At 73.4% G+C, this 21,939-nt stretch carries 17 protein-coding genes and 1 pseudogene; 10 read left to right on the top strand and 8 right to left on the bottom strand.

Going from position 1 to position 21,939, the window contains the following annotated elements; genetic code table 11:
• Positions 1 to 315 precede the first annotated feature (315 nt).
• From XF36_RS22155 to XF36_RS22165, 3 genes are all read left to right on the top strand, one after another.
• On the top strand, positions 316 to 2,127 hold the full coding sequence (locus XF36_RS22155; RefSeq protein ID WP_060713451.1) for a sigma-54-dependent Fis family transcriptional regulator: 1,812 nt from the start codon (positions 316 to 318) through the stop codon (positions 2,125 to 2,127).
• 84 nt (positions 2,128 to 2,211) lie between these two features.
• Positions 2,212 to 2,454, top strand: a complete 243-nt coding sequence (locus XF36_RS22160) for a hypothetical protein (RefSeq protein WP_145981458.1) — start codon at positions 2,212 to 2,214, stop codon at positions 2,452 to 2,454.
• Between the two features lie 16 nt (positions 2,455 to 2,470).
• Complete coding sequence (locus tag XF36_RS22165) at positions 2,471 to 3,571, top strand: gamma-glutamylcyclotransferase family protein (RefSeq protein ID WP_082375585.1); 1,101 nt, start codon at positions 2,471 to 2,473, stop codon at positions 3,569 to 3,571.
• A 56-nt stretch (positions 3,572 to 3,627) separates the two neighbouring features.
• On the opposite strand, the gene XF36_RS22170 is transcribed toward XF36_RS22165, so the two are convergent.
• Positions 3,628 to 4,953 (bottom strand): MFS transporter, encoded by a 1,326-nt coding sequence (locus XF36_RS22170; protein WP_238588985.1) that lies wholly within the window; start codon positions 4,951 to 4,953, stop codon positions 3,628 to 3,630.
• A gap of 226 nt (positions 4,954 to 5,179) precedes the next feature.
• Between XF36_RS22170 and XF36_RS22175 the strand changes: the two genes are divergently transcribed.
• Both XF36_RS22175 and XF36_RS22180 read left to right on the top strand, forming a co-directional pair.
• The gene (locus XF36_RS22175; protein WP_082375586.1) at positions 5,180 to 6,160 is read left to right on the top strand and encodes an ABC transporter ATP-binding protein; all 981 of its coding nucleotides are present in this window, start codon (positions 5,180 to 5,182) and stop codon (positions 6,158 to 6,160) included.
• A complete protein-coding gene (locus XF36_RS22180; RefSeq protein WP_060713454.1) occupies positions 6,157 to 7,329 on the top strand; it encodes an ABC transporter permease in 1,173 nt (390 codons plus the stop codon). Before XF36_RS22175 ends, XF36_RS22180 begins: the two co-directional genes overlap by 4 nt.
• Here XF36_RS22180 and XF36_RS22185 read toward each other — a convergent pair.
• From XF36_RS22185 to pdxH, 4 genes are all read right to left on the bottom strand, one after another.
• The gene (locus XF36_RS22185; RefSeq protein ID WP_060713455.1) at positions 7,310 to 8,701 is read right to left on the bottom strand and encodes a cryptochrome/photolyase family protein; all 1,392 of its coding nucleotides are present in this window, start codon (positions 8,699 to 8,701) and stop codon (positions 7,310 to 7,312) included. The genes XF36_RS22180 and XF36_RS22185 overlap by 20 nt on opposite strands.
• A 161-nt stretch (positions 8,702 to 8,862) precedes the next feature.
• Positions 8,863 to 10,173, bottom strand: coding sequence for a citrate synthase (locus XF36_RS22190; protein WP_060713456.1), 1,311 nt, complete (start codon positions 10,171 to 10,173; stop codon positions 8,863 to 8,865).
• Positions 10,174 to 10,262: 89 nt separating this feature from the next.
• Positions 10,263 to 11,657 carry an MFS transporter gene (locus XF36_RS22195; RefSeq protein ID WP_238588986.1) on the bottom strand — a complete coding sequence of 465 codons (1,395 nt, stop codon included), beginning with the start codon at positions 11,655 to 11,657 and terminating at the stop codon, positions 10,263 to 10,265.
• A gap of 49 nt (positions 11,658 to 11,706) precedes the next feature.
• On the bottom strand, positions 11,707 to 12,360 hold the full coding sequence (gene pdxH / locus XF36_RS22200) for a pyridoxamine 5'-phosphate oxidase (protein ID WP_060713457.1): 654 nt from the start codon (positions 12,358 to 12,360) through the stop codon (positions 11,707 to 11,709).
• A 201-nt stretch (positions 12,361 to 12,561) separates the two neighbouring features.
• On the opposite strand from pdxH, the gene XF36_RS22205 reads away from it, so the two are divergent.
• Positions 12,562 to 13,071 (top strand): hypothetical protein, encoded by a 510-nt coding sequence (locus XF36_RS22205; protein WP_145981459.1) that lies wholly within the window; start codon positions 12,562 to 12,564, stop codon positions 13,069 to 13,071.
• A 163-nt stretch (positions 13,072 to 13,234) separates the two neighbouring features.
• Positions 13,235 to 14,374 (top strand): citrate synthase 2, encoded by a 1,140-nt coding sequence (locus tag XF36_RS22210; RefSeq protein WP_060713459.1) that lies wholly within the window; start codon positions 13,235 to 13,237, stop codon positions 14,372 to 14,374.
• A gap of 37 nt (positions 14,375 to 14,411) precedes the next feature.
• Here XF36_RS22210 and XF36_RS22215 read toward each other — a convergent pair whose 3' ends face one another.
• Positions 14,412 to 15,323: a hypothetical protein gene (locus XF36_RS22215; protein WP_060713460.1), complete on the bottom strand. Its 912-nt coding sequence runs from the start codon at positions 15,321 to 15,323 to the stop codon at positions 14,412 to 14,414.
• An 86-nt stretch (positions 15,324 to 15,409) separates the two neighbouring features.
• On the bottom strand, positions 15,410 to 16,696 hold the full coding sequence (locus tag XF36_RS22220; protein WP_060713461.1) for an MFS transporter: 1,287 nt from the start codon (positions 16,694 to 16,696) through the stop codon (positions 15,410 to 15,412).
• 71 nt (positions 16,697 to 16,767) lie between these two features.
• Here XF36_RS22220 and XF36_RS22225 point away from each other — a divergent pair, with 71 nt between their 5' ends.
• The 3 genes and pseudogenes from XF36_RS22225 to sepH all read left to right on the top strand — a co-directional run.
• Positions 16,768 to 17,727 carry a GlxA family transcriptional regulator gene (locus tag XF36_RS22225; protein ID WP_202968431.1) on the top strand — a complete coding sequence of 320 codons (960 nt, stop codon included), beginning with the start codon at positions 16,768 to 16,770 and terminating at the stop codon, positions 17,725 to 17,727.
• Positions 17,728 to 17,780: 53 nt separating this feature from the next.
• The gene (gene serC, locus XF36_RS22230; RefSeq protein WP_060713463.1) at positions 17,781 to 18,914 is read left to right on the top strand and encodes a phosphoserine transaminase; all 1,134 of its coding nucleotides are present in this window, start codon (positions 17,781 to 17,783) and stop codon (positions 18,912 to 18,914) included.
• Between the two features lie 317 nt (positions 18,915 to 19,231).
• Positions 19,232 to 20,077 (top strand): annotated as a pseudogene (sepH, locus tag XF36_RS35810) (septation protein SepH); the annotation flags it as partial.
• 1,023 nt (positions 20,078 to 21,100) lie between these two features.
• On the opposite strand, the gene XF36_RS22240 reads toward sepH, so the two are convergent.
• Complete coding sequence (locus XF36_RS22240; protein ID WP_060713464.1) at positions 21,101 to 21,910, bottom strand: TrmH family RNA methyltransferase; 810 nt, start codon at positions 21,908 to 21,910, stop codon at positions 21,101 to 21,103.
• Positions 21,911 to 21,939 lie beyond the last annotated feature (29 nt).

Below are 21,939 nucleotides of genomic sequence, written 5' to 3' on the forward strand. Positions count from 1 at the left end.
TTCCGTGCTGCGAATCACACATGGTCCGGCAGGCATTCGAGGTCTCAATATGAGACTCTTCCGCCCCGCCACCTGTGGTGATCTTGCTCTCACGGCGCGTACCGTCGCCGTGGCCACGGGATCCGGGCAGGTCACCGCTGTCGCACGCGGATCCCCGGTGGTCGTGTCCCGAGCTCGACACTGGCAAGGAGGCCGTATGTGAGACCCCTGCCCGACGGCGCGCAGGGCGCCACCCGGGCGGGCCGGCCGACGCCGCGCCCGCGACAGCCCGGGGACGGATCTGACGTCTCCGCCACCGGCTCGGCGCCCACACCCGTGTCCAGGACCGCCACCAGCACCGCGGCCAAACGGATCGCTGCGGCCCGCGAGGCGTTCCTGCACCACGAGCAGATGCGTGAGGACGCGGTCCGCCCACCGATCCTGGCGTCCTGGATCCGGTCGCGGGACAGCGACGTGGCACCGGACTCCATCGACCTGCCCGAGGTCGGCCGCGAGACCGACAGCCCCCTGGTACGGGCGGCCACCCCGATCGTCTCCGAGCTGTGCGACCAGTTCGCCACCGAGCCGGTCAGCCTCATCCTGTGCGACTCCGACGGTGTCGTCCTCGACCGCCGGACCGGTGACTCCGCGCTGCGTCAGCACCTGGACCGGGTGTGGCTCGTCCCCGGTTTCTCCTACGCCGAGCAGCACGTCGGCACCAACGGCATCGGCACCGCGCTGGAGGGCAGGCGGCCGACCGAGGTGTTCGGGCACGAGCACTTCGTCGATCACCTGGAGGACCTGGCCTGCGCCGGCGCTCCGATCCGGCACCCGGTCACCGGCAAGATCCTGGGCGTCATCGATCTGACCTGCTGGCGGACCGAGGCGAACGCGCTGATGGTCGCCACCGCCGCGACGACGGCCCGCCGCATCGAGGAGGCGCTGCTCGCCGCGTCCGGGCGGCACGAGCTGACGCTGCTGCACGACTACCTGACCGCGGTCCAGCACGGAGGCGACTCCGCGGTGCTCGCCGTCGGCGACGACCTCGTGATGATGAACGACCGCGCCCGCGAGCTCATCGCCCCCGGCGACCAGGCCCCGCTGCTGGCCGGGGCGACCGACGCGCTGCGGGCCGGGCGCAACCGCCAGCTCGTCGTCGACCTGCCGAGCGGGGCGACCGCGCGCATGCAGTGCCGACCCAGCTGGAACGAGGCGGGCTCGGCGGGCGGCATCCTGCAGGTGAGCCTGACCCACCGCGAGACCGTCGGCCGCGGCTCCGCGACCCCGACGATCACCACCGCGCTGCCGACCGCCGTTGGCTCGGGGGCGTTGTGGACCAAGTGCGCCCAGGCCGTGGACCGGCACTTCCGCACCAACGAGTGGCTGGTGCTGCAGGGCGAGCCCGGCTCCGGCCGGACCACGCTGGCCCGCGCCACCCACCACCTCCACTCCCCCGCCGGGCACGTCCGCGTGCTCGACGCCGGCGACGTGGGCCCGCGCTGGTTCTCCGAGGTGACCGACGAGCTCGACGGAGGCGGCGGGACGCTGGTGCTGCGCGAGGTCGACCGGCTGCCCCCGGCCGCCGCGGCGGCGCTCGCCGACGTGCTGGAGCCGCACCGCGAGTCGACCGACCCGGAGCGGGCCTGGGTCGTCGCGACCCGCGGCAGCTCCCGGACGACCGACTCGCCCGAGCTGGCGTCGCTGCTGGACTGCTTCCCGCGCACCATCGAGGTCCCGCCGCTGCGCCACCACGTGGAGGACGTCGCCGAGCTGGTGCCCTATCTGCTCGCCCGGCTGACCCGCGGCGCCGACCTGACCTGTGCGCCGGAGGCCCTGCGGGTGCTCATGCGCCACCGGTGGCCGGGCAACGTCGAGCAGCTCTACCAGGTGCTGCGCAAGGTCGTGAGCCGTCGCCGGACCGGGGTGATCCGGCTGGAGGACCTGCCACCGGAGACGCGGGTGCTGGCCCGGCGGGTACTGACCCCACTGGAGTCGATCGAGTGCGACGCCATCGTCGACGCCCTGCTCGACGCCGACGGCAACAAGGCCGAGGCGGCACGCCGGCTCGGGATGAGCCGGGCGACGATCTACCGGAAGATCCGCGGCTACGGCATCGCGACGCCGGAGGGTGCGGGGATGGCCCGGTAGCGGCCGTCGCACAGGGCAGACGTCGGCGCGCGGTGAGGTCCGTCCAGGGCTGCGGCACCCCCGTTCGGCCCCTACCGTCGGTCCATGGCACTACTCCGACGGTTGTTCGTGTTCCCCGACGGCACCCCGGCCCTGGTGCGCGGCGCGGTCGGTGGCCTGATCGTTCTGGTCTCCGTACTCTGGCCGTCCACAATGCTGCCCGCGGGCACCTCGACCGTGGCGATCGTCGTGGCGGCCGCGCTGTCGGCCTTGGTGCTGTCCGCCGTGGCCACGGCGCTGCTGCGACGGCGGTACCCGGACGCCCCCGCTGACCCCCGGGGCTGTTGATCTACGGTCCGTGCCCATGACGGGAACGGACATCACCGCACCCTGGCCGGACTCCGCGTTCCCCGCGGACCCCTATCCGGGTGCCCGGCCGCCGTGCTCGTTCCTGCATGTCGACGGCCGCACCCACCCCCTGACGGCCGACCCGTCGACGCCCTCGGGATGGCGGGTCGACGGTCGTTGTCTCGACGACGCGCTCGCCGGACGGAACGCGCCGCCGATGGCCGGGCGGGTACCGCTGCTGGCCTACGGCTCGAACGCCTGCCCGTCGAAGATCTCCTGGATGCGCGAGGCCCGCGGGCTGACCGGACCGGTCGTCGTGCTGCGGGTGCGCACCGAGGGCCTGGCGGCGGTCTGGTCGGCCGGCCGCCGGGTCGTCGACGACCAGCGCCCGGCCACCCTCGCCGCCGTCGGCGGGGCGGTCGAGGAGCACACCGTGTGGCTGGTCGCACCGGAGCAGTTCGCCGCGCTCGACGCCGTCGAGGGCCGCGACGCCGACCCGCCGCGCTACCGGCTGGCCCGGGTCGCGACCGGGCGGATCACGCTCGTCGACGCCGCCGGGGTGCTGGGCCGGCCGTGGGCCTACCTCGCCCCGGAGGTCCCCACCGGCGACGCCCGCACCGACCGCCGTCCGCTGCACGTCGACGGGGCCCCGGTCCGCTGCGCCGACCTCGCCCAGGCCGGGGCCGTCGCGCTGTCCGGGGCACCCGGCCCGGACGGTCTCGACGCCACGACCGTCGACGGCGTACCCGTGCCGGAGCAGTGGCCGTCACGGGTGTTCGTCTACGGCACCCTCATGCCCGGTCGCCGGGCCTTCGGGATGCTGCGCGGGCACGCCTCCGACGTGCTGCCCCAGCCGGTGGTGCTGCCGACCGGCGCGGTCGCCGACACCGGCCGCGGGTACCCCGCGCTGACCCTCGACACCGGCGACGGGGGGCCCGGCTGGGTCGTCGAGCTGGCCGACCCGGAGACCGCGCTGGCCGCGCTCGACGCCTACGAGGGCCCGGACTACGCGCGGTCCCGGGTGGTTCTCGACGACGGCACCGTGTGCTGGGCCTGGGTGTGGACCGCGGCGCGGGACGGCCACGTGCCGCTGCCACACGGCTGGTCCCTGCCCTGACACCGACCGGGCCCGTCCCCGTCGGGGACGGGCCCGGTGTGGACCGGCGCTCCGGCTCAGGAAGCGGTCTTCGCGGCCTGCCGTGCGCGGTGCTCGGCGAGCCCGGGGATCTCCCGGCCGGAGATCGACACGCCCCTCGTCTCGATGACGAAGTAGAGCGCGATCATGCCGATCACGCAGGCGCCCATCATGTAGTAGGCCGGGAACAGGACGTCGCCGGTGCCCTCGATCGCCGACTCGTTGATCAGCGGCGCGGTGCCGCCGAACGCCGCCGTCGCCACGTTGTAGGAGATCGCCATGCCGGCGAAGCGGACGTGGGTCGGGAACATCGCCGGGAACGTCGCGGAGATCGTCCCGAGCTGGAGCAGGTAGATCAGCCCGAGCACGGTGAACCCGAGGATCGCCAGCGGCACGCTCACCGCCATCAGCATGTACATCGGGATCGCCAGCACGAATATGCCGACCAGCGAGATCCACCAGCACGGTTTGCGGCCGATCCGGTCCGACAGCGCCCCCGCAAAGGGGATCAGCAGCATCATCACGACCTGGCCGACCACGGCGACCGTGTCGGCGCTCGCCGAGTCCATCGACAGCGTCGTCTGCAGGTAGGTCGGCATGTAGGTCAGCAGCGTGTAGTTGATGACGTTCAGCGCGATGACCAGGCCGAACAGCGCGAGGATCGGCTGCCAGTAGCGGACGAGGAGGTCCTTGAGCGCGCCGGTCGCGGCGGACTCGGACTCGCCGGCGGCCTCCAGGTCACGGAACACCGGGGTGTCCTCGAGCTTGGTCCGGATGTAGAGGCCGATCATCGCCAGCGGCAAGGCGATCATGAACGGGATGCGCCAGCCGTAGTCGAGCATGGCCTGCTCGCCGATCGCGGTCTCCAGGCCGAAGACGACCAGCACCGCGAGCGTGAAGCCGGCCAGGGTGCCGAACTCCAGGAAGCTGCCCCAGAACCCGCGCTTCCGGTCCGGCGCGTACTCCGCCATGAACGTGGCGGCGCCGCCGTACTCACCGCCGGTCGAGAAGCCCTGGATGATCCGCAGCAGGAACAGCAGCGCCGGGGCGGCCCAGCCGATCGTCGCGTAGGACGGGATGACGCCGATCAGGAACGTCGCGACGCCCATCAGGATGATCGTCATCGACAGGACCTTCTGCCTGCCGATGCGGTCCCCGAGCGGCCCCCAGACGAAGCCGCCGAGCGGCCGCAGGATGAAGGAGATCGCGAAGCCCAGCAGCGTTCCCAGGTAACCCAGTTCGCCCGGGAAGAACGTGTTCGTCAGTTCGACGGTCAGGTAGGCGTAGATGCCGTAGTCGAACCATTCCGTCGCGTTCCCGATCGCCGACGCGGCGACCGCCCTCCGCAGTACGGACGGCTCCACGTCGTTCTCGCCACTCTGTTGACCAGCATCTGCCGGAACCGATGACATTCGAGGACCCCCACTCACGCAATGCGTAAACCGCTACCGGAAGCGCATTTCGTTACACGATCGACATATCCCAGCACCATTGCGGTGTGCGGAGCCTACAGAGCGGAAAGGGGGCCTGCCACCCACGCCCGCTGATCGAGACCGGTGCGCGACCTCTGCCCCGTGTAGCGTCGCCGACGTGCTGGCGATCGACGGCCTCGCCAAGCGGTTCGGCCCTGCCACCGCCCTCGACGAGGTGAGCTTCACGGTCGGTGCGGGCGAGGTGTTCGGCTTCGTCGGCGGCAACGGGGCGGGCAAGACGACGACGATGCGGATCGTGCTCGGTGTCCTCGACGCCGACGCCGGTGCGGTCGCCTGGAAGGGCGCGCCGCTCGGTCTCGCGGAACGCCGCCGGATCGGGTACCTGCCCGAGGAGCGCGGTCTCTACCCGCGGATGCGGGTCGCCGAGCAGCTCGTCTACCTGGCCCGGCTGCACGGGATGTCACGGTCGGAGGCCCAGGCGGCCACCGAGACCTGGACCGAGCGGGTCGGGCTGGCCGGGCGCCGCGGCGACGAGGTGCAGAAGCTCTCGCTGGGCAACCAGCAGCGGGTGCAGCTGTGCGCCGCGCTGGTGCACGACCCCGATCTGCTGGTGCTCGACGAGCCGTTCTCCGGGCTGGACCCGGCGGCCGTCGACACCCTGGGAGCGGTGCTGCGCGAGCGCGCCGCGGCCGGGGTGCCGGTGGTGTTCTCCTCCCACCAGCTGGAGCTGGTGGAGCGGCTCTGCGACCGGGTGGGCATCATCTCGGCGGGCCGGATGGTGGCGGTCGGCACGGTCGACGGGCTGCGCGCCGGTGCCGCGGACCGCTACGACGTCACCGGCCCGCCACCGGGCTGGGCCGACGACCTACCCGGGGTACGGGTCCTCGGCGTCGACGGTGCCCGCACCCGCGTCGAGCTGGCGCCGGGCACCGACGACCAGGCGCTGCTGGATGCGGCGCTGGCCGCCGGGCCGGTGCACGCGTTCGGTCCGTACCGGCCGCCACTGACCGAGCTGTACCGCGACGCCGTGCGCGACCGCGCCGTCCCGGCGGACCCCGCCCTCCCCACGGACGGCGCCCTCCCCACCGACCGCGCCCTCCCCACCGAGCGCGCCCTCCCGACGGACCGCACCCGATGAGGACGGTGCTGCTCGTCGCGCGGCGCGAGATCACCACCCAGCTGCGGTCGCGGACGTTCGTCGTCGGGATCCTGCTGATGCTGCTGGTGTTCGGCGGCTACGGCGCGGTGATCGTGTTCGCCGGGGCGCAGGGCTCGTCGTCGTCGCTGGTGCTGGACGGGCCGGCCCGCGAGCTGCGCGGCGAGCTGCAGGGCACCGCGGACCGGCTGGGCACCACGCTGCGCGTGACCGAGGCCGGGAACCGGGACACCGCGGAGTCGATGGTCCGCACCGGCGAGGCCGATGCGATGCTCACCGGGGCGCCGGGGACCTACCAGCTCGTGGGCCTCGACGACGTCGCTCCCGGGCTGCGGTCGCTCGTTGTCGACGTGGTGGAACAGCAGGCCGTGCGCGAGTCGCTGCTCGCCGCGGGCGCCGACCCGGACCGGGTGAGCACGCTGTCCGGGGTCGGGGTGCGCACCCTCGAACCGGTCGACACCGAGCTCGGGCAGCGCATCGGCACCGCGTTCGTGGTGACGTTCCTGCTGTTCTTCTCGGTGACCGCCTACGGCGCGGCCGTCGCACAGGGGGTGGTCGAGGAGAAGGCCGGGCGCGTGGTCGAGCTGCTGCTGGCGACCGTCCCGGCGCGGCAGCTGCTCGCGGGGAAGGTGCTCGGGCTCGGCCTGGTCGGGCTGCTGCAGCTGCTGATCCTCGGCGGGGTGGGCGCGGCCGTCGCGGTGGGCACCGGCGTGCTCGCGGTCCCGGCGCTGCTGCTGCCGACGCTGGTGTCCGCGCTGGCCTGGTACCTGGTCGGGTTCTTCCTGTTCGCGACGCTCTACGCGGCGGCGGGCGCGCTGGTGTCCCGGCAGGAGGAGCTCCAGTCGGTGACCGCGCCGATCGCCATCGTGCTGCTCGTGCCGTTCCTGCTCGCCGTCGCCGTGCTGCCCGTGGACCCGCGCAACCCCGTCACCACGGTGCTGTCGTTCGTGCCGTACCTGTCGCAGACGCTCATGCCCGCGCGCACCGCGCTCGGCGTCACCGCGTGGTGGGAGCCGGTGCTCGCCTATCTGCTGGCGCTGGCCGCGCTCGCCGGGATGGTGCTGCTGTCGGCGCGGGTGTACCGCAACTCGGTGCTGCGCACCGGGGCGCGGGTCCGCTGGCGGGACGCGCTCAGTGCCGGGCGGCCTTGACCTGGTCGTAGCGGGCGAGCGCGTCCTGGCGCTCGGCCTTGTGGTCGACCATCGGCTCCGGATAGCCCTCCGGGATGCCGCCGGGCAGCTTCCACGGCTGGTGCACGGCCCTGCCCCCGACCTCGGCGAGCTCGGGCACCCAGCGGCGCACGTAGTCCCCGTCGGGGTCGAACCGCTCGCCCTGGGTGATGGGGTTGAAGATCCGGAAGTACGGCGACGCGTCCGTCCCCGACCCGGCGGTCCACTGCCAGCCGTGCTGGTTGGAGGCCAGGTCGCCGTCGACGAGCAGCGCCATGAAGTGCCGCGCGCCGCGCCACCACGGAAGGTGCAGGTCCTTGACCAGGAACGACGCGACGATCATCCGCACCCGGTTGTGCATCCACGCCTCGCCCCGCAGCTGGCGCATCCCGGCGTCGACGATCGGGAAGCCCGTCCGGCCCTCGCACCAGCGCTCGAAGTCGGCGTCGGCGGCCTTCCCGGTGCGCAGCGGCAGGTGGTCGAAGGCCCTGTCGTAGTTCTCGCGCGCGGAGTCCGGGCGCCGGTACAGCACGTCGGCGTAGAACTCCCGCCAGGCGATCTCGGTGCGGTAGGTCTTCACCGAGTCCCCCTTCTGCTTCGCCAGGTCCGCGAGCAGCGTGCGCGGGTGGACGCAGCCGTACTTGAGGTACGGCGACATGCCCGAGGTGCCACGCTCGGCGGGCAGGTCGCGGACGGACCCGTAGTCCGCCACGCCCTCGTCGAGGAAGTCCGCCCAGCGGGCCCGCGCCGCGGACTCCCCCGCCTCGGGCAGCTCGGCCTCGACCGGCTCATCGTCGGGGATCTGCACCGCGCGGGGTCCGCCGTTCTTGTCGGCGGGGTCCATCCACCTGCACGTCGACGCATCGGTCGCGGCCGGGGCGCGCCAGCCGTGGTCTGCCCACGCCCGGCTGAACGGGGTGAACACCTTGAACGGCCCGCCGGTGCCCTTCTCCACCCGGCCGGGCGCGACGGCGTAGGGCGAGCCGGTCCGGACGAGCTCGACGCCGTCCTCGGCGAGTGCCTTCTCGACCTGCTCGTCGCGCGCGCGGCCGTAGGGGCCGTAGTCCGCGGAGACGTGCACGGTCTGCGCGCCGACGGCCGTCGCGATCCGCGGGACGACGTCCGCCGGGTCCCCCTTCACCACGAGCAGCCTCCCGCCGAGTGCCTCGTCGAGCTCGCGCAGGCAGCCGAAGAGGAAGTTCGCCCGCGCGGCGCCGGAAGGCGCCAATAGCGCCGGGTCCAGCACGAACAGCGCGAGCGCGCGGTCGGCGGCGTCGGCCGCGGCGAGGAAGGTGGGCTGGTCGGCGACCCGGAGGTCTCGTCGGAACCAGACGACGGCAGTGCTGGGCGCCATGCCGGTCGACGCTAGCGCCGCCGCGTCCCACCCGCCCGCCGAGCCGCGCCCCTCACCGGTCGCGCTCCCGGCCTCCGGAACGCACGGGCGGGCCGCTCGTACGACGAGGTCGTACGGACGGCCCGCTCGTGCAGAGAGGCTGGTGCGGTGGTGCTACGTGGTCAGCGCTGGCCGACCGGGACGTAGAGGCGCTCCGCGGAACCGGTGTAGAGCTGGCGCGGACGCCCGATCTTGTTCTGCGGGTCGTTCATCATCTCGCGCCAGTGCGCGATCCAGCCCGGGAGCCGGCCGAGTGCGAACAGCACGGTGAACATCTTCACCGGGAAGCCCATCGCCCGGTAGATGACGCCGGTGTAGAAGTCGACGTTCGGGTAGAGCTTGCGCTCGACGAAGTAGTCGTCGGCCAGCGCCTTCTCCTCGAGCGTCATCGCGATGTCGAGCAGCGGGTCGTTGACGCCGAGCTTCTTGAGGATCGTCTCGGCCTGCTCCTTGACGATCTTCGCGCGCGGGTCGTAGTTCTTGTAGACCCGGTGCCCGAAGCCCATCAGCTTCGCGCCCTGCTCCTTGTTCTTGACCCGGCTGACGAAGTCGTCGACGTTGCCGCCCTCGACGTCCTTGATGCGGGTCAGCATCTCCAGGACCGCCTGGTTGGCGCCGCCGTGCAGCGGGCCGAACAGCGCGTTCACGCCGGCGGAGATGGAGGCGAACAGGTTGGCCTGGCTGGAACCGACGAGGCGCACCGTCGAGGTCGAGCAGTTCTGCTCGTGGTCGGCGTGCAGGATCAGCAGCGTGTCGAGCGCGCGGACCATGTCCGGGTCCAGCTCGTAGGGCTCGGCGGGGAACCCGAAGGTCATCCGCAGGAAGTTCTCGACGAGGCCGAGGGAGTTGTCCGGGTACAGGAACGGCTGCCCGACGGACTTCTTGTAGGCGTAGGCGGCGATCGTGAAGACCTTCGCCATGAGCCGGACGGTGGAGAGCTCGACGGCCTCCTCGTCGTGCGGGTCCAGCGAGTCCTGGTAGAAGGTCGACAGCGCGCTGACCGCGGACGACAGCACCGGCATCGGGTGCGCGTCCCGCGGGAAGCCCTCGAAGAAGCGCTTCAGGTCCTCGTGCAGCAGGGTGTGCCGGCTGATCCGGGTGGTGAAGGCGTCGAGCTGCTGCTGGCTCGGCAGCTCGCCGTAGATCAGCAGGTAGCTGACCTCGAGGAACGTGGAGTTCCCTGCCAGCTGGTCGATCGGGTAGCCGCGGTAACGCAGGATGCCGGCGTCACCGTCGATGTAGGTGATCGCCGAGGAGCAGGCCGCGGTGCTGGTGAAGCCCGGGTCGAAGGTGACCAGGCCGGTCTTGCCGAGCAGCTTGCTGACGTCGACGGCCTGCGACCCCTCCGTCGGGGTGTGCACCGCGGTCTCGAACTCGCCGCCCGAATACCGGAGTACGGCGGTGTCGGACTTGGCGGCGGTCTCGTCGGACATGTGGAGGTTCCCTCTCACAGCGGGGATCAATCGGGTCTCGGGCACACGCTAGCCCGCCGGGGCGAATCCGCAGAACGCGGCGACGATTCTCACCCTCCGTCGCGGGGCGCGCGGTAGCGGAGGAACTCCGGGAAGCGCCAGACGCACAGCAGCACGCCCACGATCACCGCGGCGCCGCCGAGCGTCGCGGTGACACCGGGCCCGATCAACGACGCCGCCGAGCCGTGCCACATGTCGGCCAGCCGGGGCCCGCACGCGACGACGACGATGAACACGCCCTGCATCCGGCCGCGCATCTCGTCTGTCGCGACGGTCTGCAGCATCGAGGACCGGTAGACCGAGCTGACCAGGTCGCCGGCGCCGGCGACGGCCAGCGCGAGCACCGCGAGGAACAACGACCCGGTCAGACCGAACACCAGGACCCCACCGCCCCAGACGCACACCGCGACCACGACCGCGACGCCCTGCCGCTGCACCTTCTGCAACCAGCCCGACAGCACGCCGCCGGCGACCATCCCGATCGGGATCGCCGCGTAGAGCAGGCCCTGCTGGACACCCCCGTCGGCCGTACCGCCGAAGGTGTCCACCGCCATCTGCGGGAACAGCACCCGGGGCATGCCCAGACCCATCGCGATCACGTCGACCAGGAACGAGACGAGCAGGATGCGCTGGGTACCGACGTAGCGGAAGCCGTCGACCACCGCGCGCAGCCCCACCTTCGGACGCTCACCGTCCACCCGCTGCGCGGAGCTCGGCAGCGCGGGCAGCCGCCAGGTCGCCCACAGCGTCGCCAGCAGGAAGATCGCGTCGACCAGGTAGAGGGTCGACAGCCCGATGAACGGGATCAGCACCCCGGCCAGGAGCGGCCCGAGCACCGCGCCGACCTGCACGACGGTCATGTTCAGCGCGTTCGCGGCGGGCAGCTGCTCGGCGGGCAGCAGCCGCGGGATGACCGCGCTGCGGGTGGGCTGGTTCATCGCGAGCATCGCCGACTGGAACGCGAAGAGCACCAGCACGACCCACACGTTCCCGGCCCCGCTGGCCGAGACCACCCACAGCGCCAGCGAGCTCAGCGCGATGCCGGACCCGGTGAACAGCAGCATGACCCGCCGGTCGACGGCGTCGGCGATCGCGCCACCCCACAGCCCGAACACCACGAGCGGGACCAGGCCGAACAGACCGGTCAGCCCGACGTAGGCCGACGACCCGGTCAGCTGGAAGATCTGGATCGGCACGGCGACGACCGACAGCTGGGCGCCGATCACCGTCACGATCCCGGCCGCCCACAGCCGCCGGTAGGCGGGCGTGCGCAGCGGGGTGGTGTCGGCGAAGGTCGACCGCAGCAGCCCGGTCAACCGCGACGCGCGGGTGCGGACCGTCGGCCCCTCGTCCGTGGGCGCGGGGACGGGGCGGGTCGGGGTGTCCCGTTCGGCGCCCGGCAGCGGCTGCGTCGGCCCCTCACCGGGATCGTTGCGCGTGCTCACGATGTCAAGGTGTACACGGACGCCCCGACATCACGCCTCCGGGTTGCCCCTAGGGGGCGAGCCGGCACACCGACCAGGAGTCGTCGCGGCCGACCTCGAACCGCAGCCGGTCGTGCATCCGGTCGGCGCGGCCCTGCCAGAACTCGACCTGCCACGGCACGATCCGCCAGCCACCCCAGTGCGGCGGTCGTGGGATCTCCTCGACGCCCTCGAAGCGGCGGGTGACCCCGGCGAGCGCCTGGTCGAGGACCGTGCGCCCGGCGACGATCGTCGACTGCGCCGACGCCCACGCCCCCAGCTGCGACCCGCGTGGGCGCAGCGCCCAGTAGGCGTCGGACTGGGCCTCGGAGCAGCGCTCGACGCGACCGGAGAGATGCACCTGACGCTGGAGGTCGTACCAGGGGAAGGTGACCGAGGCGACGCGCGTGCGGTTGAGGTCGTGGCTCTTGGCGGAGGTGTAGTTCGTGTAGAAGACGATGCCGCCGGCGTCGAGGCCCTTGCACAGGACGGTGCGCGACGACGGCAGCCCGTCCGGGTCCGAAGTCGCCAGCACCATCGCGTTCGGCTCGGTCAGCCCGGCCTCACGGGCCTGTTCCAGCCACGCGGTGAGCTGTGCGTACCAGATCGGAGCCAGGCCGTCGACGTCGAGCGGTCGACTCGCGTAGTCGATCCGCATCCTCTCCAGCGCGGGTGCGTCCGTCATCGGTTCCCCTCACTCACGGTCGGTGCCGCCGACGACCGTAGGCACGCGCCCGCCTCCCGCGCACCCGCCGTTCGGTCCCCGACCGCCGGATCACCCATCGACGTCGTTGCGTCCTGCAATCAATAGTCGATCCGTGCCCACCCGACGGGGGGATGGTGGGTACGCACGACGCCCCCCGCTCGGATGACGAGAGGGAAGACGATGCGTGTGACGAGGATGTTCGCGCCGGTCGCGACGGCGCTGGCCGTACTGCTCACCGGGGCCGTGGCGCTCGCGCCGGTGGCGGCGGCGTCGGCGGCGGGGACAGGGACAGGGACGGTGGCTGCCGCAGCGGCGGCGCCGGAGCGGCAGGCGACCGCGACGGTGCGCACGGTGTCGTGCGGCAAGATCGACCGGGCCGCCTACGCGCCGATCGGCGGAAAGTGGAGCCGCACCTACAACGGCAGCTGCGGACACATCGCCCGGCAGAGCAAGCCGTACATCACGGTGTCCTGGGAGGTCCCGCGCTTCTCCTCCGGCCAGGCCTGCGTCAAGGCCCGCGGGTTCCGGTGGAGCGACGGCAAGGAGTACCGGGTGTCACTCGGCTGCGGCAAGAGCGGTCACGGGACGGTGCACTGGGGCAAGGCGGGGACCCAGATCATCGCCACCACCGCGGTCAAGGCGCTGAGCCAGAGCATCGTCACCGGGGTCCCCGTCTACTTCACAGACTGACCCCGGCGCGCGGACCGTGTGCGGGGCGTCCCGCCGCCCCGCACACGGCCACCGTTCACGCACGGGTGTCCGGTTCGTGATCGACACCACCGGCCGGTCACGTTGCCCCGCCCCGGCCGTTCGGAGCAGGGTGACGGCGACCATCCGAGCCGAAGGAGACCCGGTGACCGAGACGCTCGCGCACGAGGTGCCCCCGCCGCCCCCAGGATTCAGGTCCGGACTGGAGGGCCACGTCGCGTTCCGCACCGAGATCGCCGAGCCCGACAAGGACGGCGGCTCGCTGCGCTACCGCGGCGTCGACCTGGAGGACCTCGCCGGCACGGTGACCTTCGGCGACGTCTGGGCGCTGCTGGTCGACGGCCGCTTCGGGCAGAGCCTGCCGCCGGCGGAGCCGTTCCCGATCCCGGTGCACACCGGTGACGTGCGGGTCGACGTGCAGGCCGCACTGGCGATGCTCGCCCCGTACTGGGGCTACCGTCCGCTGCTCGACATCGACGACGCCGAGGCCCGCGACAACCTGGCCCGCGCCTCGGTGATGGCGCTGTCCTACGTCGCCCAGTCCGCCCGCGGCATCGGCGTGCCCGCGGTGCCGCAGTCGCGCATCGACGAGTGCTCCACGATCACCGAGCGCTTCATGACCCGCTGGCGCGGCGAGCCCGACCCGCGCCACGTCGCCGCCGTCGACGCCTACTGGGTGTCCGCCGCCGAGCACGGCATGAACGCCTCGACCTTCACCGCCCGGGTGATCGCCTCCACCGGTGCCGACGCCGCCGCGTCGCTGTCCGGCGCGATCGGCGCCATGTCCGGCCCGCTGCACGGCGGCGCCCCGGCCCGGGTGCTCCCGACGATCGACGAGGTCGAGCGCACCGGCGACGCCCGGGCGCTGGTCACGGGCCTGCTGGACCGCAAGGAGAAGCTCATGGGCTTCGGGCACCGGGTCTACCGGGCCGAGGACCCGCGGGCCCGCGTGCTGCGCCGCACCTGCCAGGAGCTGAACGCCCCGCGCTACGAGGTGGCCGCCGAGCTGGAGCGCACCGCGCTGGCGATCCTGCGCGAGCGACGCCCGGACCGCCCGATCGAGACCAACGTCGAGTTCTGGGCGGCGGTGATCCTCGACTTCGCCGAGGTCCCGCCGCACATGATGCCCGCGATGTTCACCTCGGCCCGCACCGCCGGCTGGTCGGCGCACGTCATGGAGCAGAAGCGCGAGGGCAAGCTCGTGCGCCCGAGCGCGCAGTACATCGGCCCGGGCCCGCGCAGGCCGCAGGACGTCGAGGGCTGGGACTCGGTCTCCGCCCGCTGATCCCCCTTCCCCGGGGGAACTCCCGTGGCCGAGCGCGCTACGGCTGTTCCCCCGGTGAGGGGCCGACCACCCCGGAGCGGCGGCCCCGCTGGTCGTGGTGCAGCAGCGCCGGCGCGGCGACCGATACCGGGAGCACCAAGCCCAGCAGCAGGACGTAGGCCACCCCGACGACCGCCAGCCCGAGCGTCGGGCTCACCGTGAACATCAGGGCGAAGGTCACCGCGAACACCGGGATCATCACCACGACCGCGGCCGCCGCCACGGTCAGCCCGACCAGCATCAGCACGCCGAAGCAGCGCCACCAGGAACCACGGACCAGCTCGACCGACCGCCACAGCGCGTCCCGCGCACCGAGGCCCTCGGCGACGACCGCGGGCGACGCCAGGGACAGCAGGATCGCGATCCAGGTCTGCGCGGCGTAGACCACGACGACGAGGAGCAGCCCGGCCGCCGCGGCCACCCCGCCGGCACGCCACAGCGGCAGCGCGACGAAGGCGCCGACCGCGATCGGGACGAGCCCGATCACCAGCTGCGCCAGCTGGACGCCGTAGAGGCCGGGCAGCCGGGGGCGGCCCTGTGCCCAGGCCGCGGCGATCCCGGTCCGCGAGCCGTACACCGCCGAGGTCACCGCCGGGAGGACCGCGGCGAGCACGAGCGGCGCCACGGCGGCCGCGACGAGCCCGAAGGGCAGGCCGGACAGCGTCGCCTCCAGGAACGTCCCGACCGGGTCGAACGGGTTCGCCGGCTGCAGTGCACCGACCGGCTGCAGCAGCCACAGCGTCCCGAGCACGACGACGGCGTAGAGCAGGCCGGGCAGGACCGTCCACGGGGTCCGGCGCAGGAACCGCCACACCCCGCCCACGACCTCCCCCGCGTCCAACGGTCGCAGCGGCACGATCCCCGGCTGCGGCGGCACGGGCTCCCCCGGGCCGGGATGGTTCTCGGTCACGACTCGCCCCTCTCGTCGGCTCCCCGCGTCGTACCGGACACGGAGCACGTCGGTGGCGGATCGGGACGATCGTGAGCAGATGGTGATCAGCCCGCGGGCGACGGCACGGGGGCCCGGTGGCGCCGGATCGCCAGCGACAGCCCGGCCGCGACGACGCAGAGGACGGCGCCGCCGTACCAGGCCATGTCGTAGCTACCCAGGGCGTCGCGGACCAGACCCGCGACGAGCGCGGCGAACGCCGCCCCGATCTGGTGCGAGGCGAAGATCCAGCCGAACACCACCGCCGAGCGGGCGCCGAAGGCCTCGCGGGCCAGCGCCATCGTCGGCGGGACGGTCGCGACCCAGTCCAGGCCGTAGAACACGACGAACGCGAGCATGCTGGCGTTCAGGTCGGTCCCGAACAGCGGCGGGAGCAGGAACAGCGACAGCCCGCGCAGCGCGTAGTAGGCGCCCAGCAGCAGCCGCGGGTCGATCCGGTCGGTCAGCCAGCCGGAGAAGATCGTCCCGAGCAGGTCGAAGATGCCGACCAGGGCGAGCAGGGAGGCCGCCGTCGTCGCGGGCATGCCGTGGTCGTGCGCGGCCGGGACGAAGTGGGACTGGACCAGCCCCGCCGTCGTCGCGCCGCAGATGAAGAACCCGCCGACGAGCAGCCAGAACGTGCCGGTGCGCGCGGCGTCGGCCAGCGCCCGCACCGCCAGCCGCGCGGCGCCCGTGCGCTGCGGCGCGACGACGTCGGCCTCGGTGCCGCCGTAGGGCAGGACCCCGGCGTCGGCGGGCCGGTCCTTCAGGAACAGCCACACCACCGGCACCACGGCCAGTGCCGCGCCTGCGGTGATCAACGCCGCGGGCCGCCACCCGCCCGACTCGACGACGGCCGCGACCAGGGGCAGGAACACCAGCTGCCCGGTGGCGGTGGCGGCGGTGAGGACCCCGGAGACGAGGCCGCGGCGGGCGACGAACCAACGGTTCACCACGGTCGCGACCAGCGCCATCGCCATCGAGCCGGTGCCCAGCCCGACGACGACGCCCCACAGCAGCACCAGCTGCCAGACCGCCGTCATGAACACGGTCGTGCCGGCGCCGACCGCGACCATGACCAGCGCGGTCGCGACGACGCGGCGCACGCCGAAGCGCTCCATCAGCGCCGCCGCGAACGGCGCGGTCACCCCGAACAGGGCGAGGTTCACCGCGAGCGCGAAGGAGATGGACCCGATGCCCCAGCCGAACTCAGCGTGCAGCGGCTCGACCAGCACCCCGGGGGTGGACCGGAACCCGGCCGCGCCGAGCAGGGCGAGGAACGTCGCCCCCGCCGCCCACCAGGCCGGGTGCACCCGGCGTGCTCGTGTGTCCGCCGTCGTGGGCGCTGTCGTCATGGGGGTCATCGTGCGGGGGCGGTGCGGCGCACAACAGTGGCCGGACGGACGACATGTGCAAGAATTCGGCCATGCACCGGGTCGGAGTACTCGCCGTCGACGGGGTCATCGCCTTCGAGCTCGGCATCCCCGAACGAATCCTCGGCACCACGACCACGGCGGACGGCATCCCGCTCTACGACGTGCGGGTCGCCACCGTCGACGGCGGCCCGGTCCGCACCAGCGCCGGGTACCGGGTGCTGCCCGAACACGGGATCGACGTGCTGGAGCGCGCGGACACCCTGGTGGTACCGGCCGTGCGCGGCCCGAACACCGACGACCCGGGCGAGGCCGTCCTCGGTCTGGTGCGCCGGGCCGCGCACCGCGGCGCACGGGTCGTGGCGATCTGCACCGGCGCGTTCACCCTGGCCGCCACCGGCGTGCTCGACGGTCGCCGCGCCACCACCCACTGGGCGCACGTGGACGCCTTCCGCGCGCTGTACCCGCAGGTGGAGCTGGACCCCGACGTGCTGTTCGTCGACGACGGCGACATCCTCACCTCGGCGGGCGTGGCCGCGGGCATCGACCTGTGCCTGCACCTGGTCCGGCGCGACCACGGCGCGGCGGTGGCCACCGCGACCGCGCGGCGCAACGTCGTCGCACCGTGGCGGGAGGGCGGGCAGGCCCAGTTCGTCGCCTCGCACGTCCCGGACCCCGGCGGCCCGGCCACCGACGCCGTCCGGGAGTGGGCGCTGCACCGCCTCGACCGGCCGCTCACGGTCGAGGAGCTGGCGGCACAGGCGTCGATGAGCGTGCGGACCTTCACCCGACGCTTCCGCGCCGAGACCGGCACCAGCCCCGCCCGCTGGCTGGCCGCGCGCCGTCTGGAGCTGGTGCGCCGCCTGCTGGAGACCACCGACCTGCCCGTCGAGCAGGTCGCCGCGCGCGCCGGGTTCGGCACCACCGCGGCGCTGCGGCAGCGGTTGCACGCCGAGATCGGGATGGCGCCGCTGGCGTACCGGCGCGCCCACCGGGCACCCGCCGGCGCGTGATCCGCGCGGTACTGGGCGCACGTCACCACAGGTACTGCTGCGACACTGGGACCGTGACCTCTCCTGCCGATCTGAAGATCCCCGGCGATCTCCTTCCGCAGGACGGCCGCTTCGGATGCGGTCCGTCCAAGGTGCGCCCCGAGCAGCTGTCCGCCCTCGCCGCGACCGGCGACTCCCTGTTGGGCACCTCGCACCGGCAGAAGCCGGTGAGGGAGCTCGTCGGACGGGTGCGCTCGGGCCTGGCCGAGCTGTTCTCGCTGCCCGACGGCTACGAGGTCGTCCTCGGCAACGGCGGCTCGACCGCGTTCTGGGACGCGGCGGCGTTCGGCCTGGTCCGCGAGCGCTCGCTGCACCTGACCTACGGCGAGTTCTCCCAGAAGTTCGCCGACACCACCACCGGCGCGCCGTTCCTGGCCGACCCGGTGGTCGTGAGGGCCGACCCGGGCAGCGCGCCCGAGCCGGTGAGCGACCCGTCGGTCGACGTCATCGCCTGGGCGCACAACGAGACCTCGACCGGCGTCGCTGTGCCCGTGAACCGTCCCGCGGGCACGACCGAGGACCAGCTCGTGGTGATCGACGCGACCTCCGGCGCCGGCGGTCTTCCCGTGGACGTCACCCAGTCCGACGTCTACTACTTCGCCCCGCAGAAGGGCTTCGCCTCCGACGGCGGCCTGTACCTGGCGTTGATGAGCCCGAAGGCACTGCAGCGGGTCGCCGAGCTCGCCGCGTCGGACCGGTGGATCCCGCCGTTCCTGTCGCTGGCCACCGCCGTCGACAACTCCGGCAAGGACCAGACCTACAACACGCCGTCGCTGGCGACGCTGTTCCTGCTCGAGGACCAGGTCCGCTGGATGAACGCGCTCGGCGGGCTCGACGGCTGCGTCGCACGCACCCGCGACTCCTCCGACCGGCTCTACACCTGGGCCGAGAAGAGCAGCTTCGCGACGCCGTTCGTCACCGACCCGGCGCACCGGAGCCTGGTGGTCGGCACGATCGACTTCGACGACGCCGTCGACGCCGCCGCGGTGGCGACGGCGCTGCGCGCGAACGGGATCGTGGACACCGAGCCGTACCGCAAGCTGGGCCGCAACCAGCTGCGGATCGGGATGTTCCCGGCGGTCGAGCCGTCGGACGTCTCGGCGCTGACCGCGTGCATCGACTGGGTCGTGGAGCGGCTGGGTTCCTGACACCTGCTCGTCGACGATCCGCGACGGCCGTCCCCACCTGGGGGCGGCCGTCGTCGTGTGCGGGGGTTGCGTCGCCACGCAGCGTCGTTGCGTGATCGATAGCAACTCGTTGTAGTCACACGCGCAACACACGCCCCAATTTCCTCGTGCGTCACGAACCGTGCGACGCTGAGCACGGTCAGTGAGAAAGGTCCGGTGGTCCCCCGGGCGAGTAGGTGTTGTCGACCAGGCAGAACTCGCCCGGCGCGCCTCACCCGGCACGGACCCCTCGCCATCTACCGTCACCCGGACGGGGACGACAGCAGGAGGTCAGGTCGATGCGCGCGTTGCGGGTCGTGGGGGTAACCGGGGACGGCTCGGTCGTCCTCGAAGACCCGGGCCGCCGCGAGCGCTACACGGTGCCGGCCGACGAGCAGCTGCGGGCCGCGGCACGGGGTGACGTGACCCGGCTCGGCCAGATCGCGATCGAGTTGGAGAGCCAGTTGCGCCCACGGGAGATCCAGGCCCGCATCCGGGGTGGCGCGTCGGTCGACGAGGTCGCCGCCGCGGCCGGCGTCCCGACCCAGAAGATCGAACGCTTCGCCTATCCCGTCCTGCTCGAGCGGTCGCGGACCGCCGAGCTGGCCCAGAGTGCGCATCCCCAGCGCGCCGACGGCCCCGACTCACGGACGCTCGGTGAGACCGTCGCGCACACCTTCGGCCTGCGCGGACAGGACTACGCCGGGGCCGGCTGGGACTCCTGGAAGGGCGAGGACGGCAAGTGGGTCGTCGTCCTGACCTGGCAGACCGGCCGCTCGGACAACGCGGCGCACTGGGCGTTCCAGCCCGGTGCGCACGGCGGCACCGTCGTCGCGCTGGACGAACACGCCTCCGACCTCGTCGAGGGTCTGCCCGCACGTCCACTGCGTCCGCTCGGGTCGGTGGTCGACATGGCCCGCGACGAGGACCACGCCCCCGAGGCGCCGACGACCGCCGCTCCTGCGCGCGCCGTCGCGGCGGCCGGCGGGCAGCAGCCCGAGGCCTGGGCCGGGCGCGGGATCGCGCCCGAGCAGCGTCGGGCGAGCCCGCCGCCGCCCCGCACCCGCGTCGAGACACCCGGTCGCACCGTGGGCACCCGCCCGGACGACACCCGGGCCCCGGCCGCTGCGGCGCCGGTGGTACCGAAGCGCGTCGAGCAGGTCGAGGCCACCGACGCCGTCAACAGCACCGACGCCACCGGCGGGACCGGGTCGGCCGGCGCGACCGACACCGCGCAGTCCGACAGTGCCCGGTCCGGTACCGCACGGACCGGCAGCGTGCAGACCGGCAGCGCGCAGGCCGATGACGGGGCCGTTTCGACCGGCGCTCCTGCGACGGCGGACGCGCTCCCCACCGGGACGACCCCGGCAGACGCCGGCCCGAACGACACCTCGTCGAGCGGACCCGCCTCGAACGGTGTGTCCGCGGATGGCACGACCCCGGGCCGCACGACCTCCGGCGGCGCGAGCTCGACCGGCTCGGACGGCGTGGACCCGGTCGTCCCGGCCCCGGCGGCCACCGCCACGGACGCGGACGCGGACGCGACGGCCGCAACCGGTAGGGGCTCGTCGGCCACCGGGCCCACGCACGACGCGGCGGCCACGTCGACGGAGGCGGCCACCTCGGCGTCGGGCGCCGACGCAGCGGGCAGCCCGGCCCCGGCCGGCACGTCACCGGCCGCCACCGCACCGGCCACTCCGGAGGGCACGACCGCGGAGGCAGCGCCGAGCACCGCGGGGTCGTCCGCTGCGGCGCCGTCCACCGCGGCACAGTCCACCGAGGCGCAGTCCGCGGGCACCGGAACCGGCTCCACGGCGGCGAGCACCACGACCGACGACCGCGGGGTCGCCACGGACGACGGGTCCGCCGACGAGCGGACCGAGGCTCCCGCCGCGGCTCCCACCGAGACCTCGGCCACGTCGCCGACCGACTCGGCGCAGGAGACGGCCCCCGCTCCGGCACAGGACACCGAGAGCGCGGCCCCGCGCCGCGCGTCCACCGCAGGATCGCGGCGGACGAGAAAGGGCAAGCCCGTCATGCCGTCGTGGGACGAGGTCCTGCTCGGCGTCCGCGGCCAGCGCTAGGACCTTCCCACACGGGTTCCGTTCTCCCACACCGCATCCGGTCCCGTGTGGGGGCCCGGATCCGGTGTGGGAGCACGGCCGGGGTCAGCCCCCGCCGGTGACGGCGTGGAAGGCGACGGCGGCGGCCGTCGCGACGTTGAGCGAGTCCACGCCGCTCGCCATCGGGATCCGGACACGGCGGTCGGCGGCGGCGAGAGCCTCGTCGGTGAGGCCGGGGCCCTCCGCGCCCAGCAGCAGGGCGACCTTCCGGCCGCCCAGGCCAGCCGTGGCGAGGGGCTCGGCGTCGGAGGCGGGGGTGAGTGCCGCGACGGTGAACCCCGCCTCCCGCACCCGGTCCAGCGAGGCGGGCCACGCGCCGTCGAGGGTCGTGAACGGGACCCGCAGCACGTGCCCCATCGAGACGCGGACGCTGCGCCGGTAGAGCGGGTCCGAGCAGCCGGGGCCGAGCAGGATCGCGTCGACGCCCAGGGCGGCGGCGTTGCGGAACAGAGACCCCAGGTTCTCGTGGTCTCCCACCCCCTCGCAGACCGCCAGCGTGCGGGCGCGGGCCAGCACGTCGTCGAGGAACGGCGCGGGAGCACGGTCGGCGACGGCGAGCACCCCCCGGTTCAGGTGGAACCCGACCGCACGGGCCATCGTGTCGGCGTCGGTCGCGTAGGCCGGCACGTCGACGCCGGCGAGATCGTCGGAGAGCTCGTCGAGGCGGCGCGGGACCCCCAGCAGGGACCGCACCGGATACGGAGAGTCGAGCAGACGACGCACGACGACGACACCCTCCGCTATCACCAGCCCGCGCCCACCGGGCCGATCGGGGCGCCGATCGGCGGTCGTGAGGTCGCGGTAATCGTCGATACGGGGGTCGTCGGGGTGCTCGACCGTGGTGAGTATGGCCACGACGCCCGATCGTCCCACGTCACTGACCG

Source organism: Pseudonocardia sp. HH130629-09 (genome assembly GCF_001294645.1).
GTDB lineage: Bacteria > Actinomycetota > Actinomycetes > Mycobacteriales > Pseudonocardiaceae > Pseudonocardia.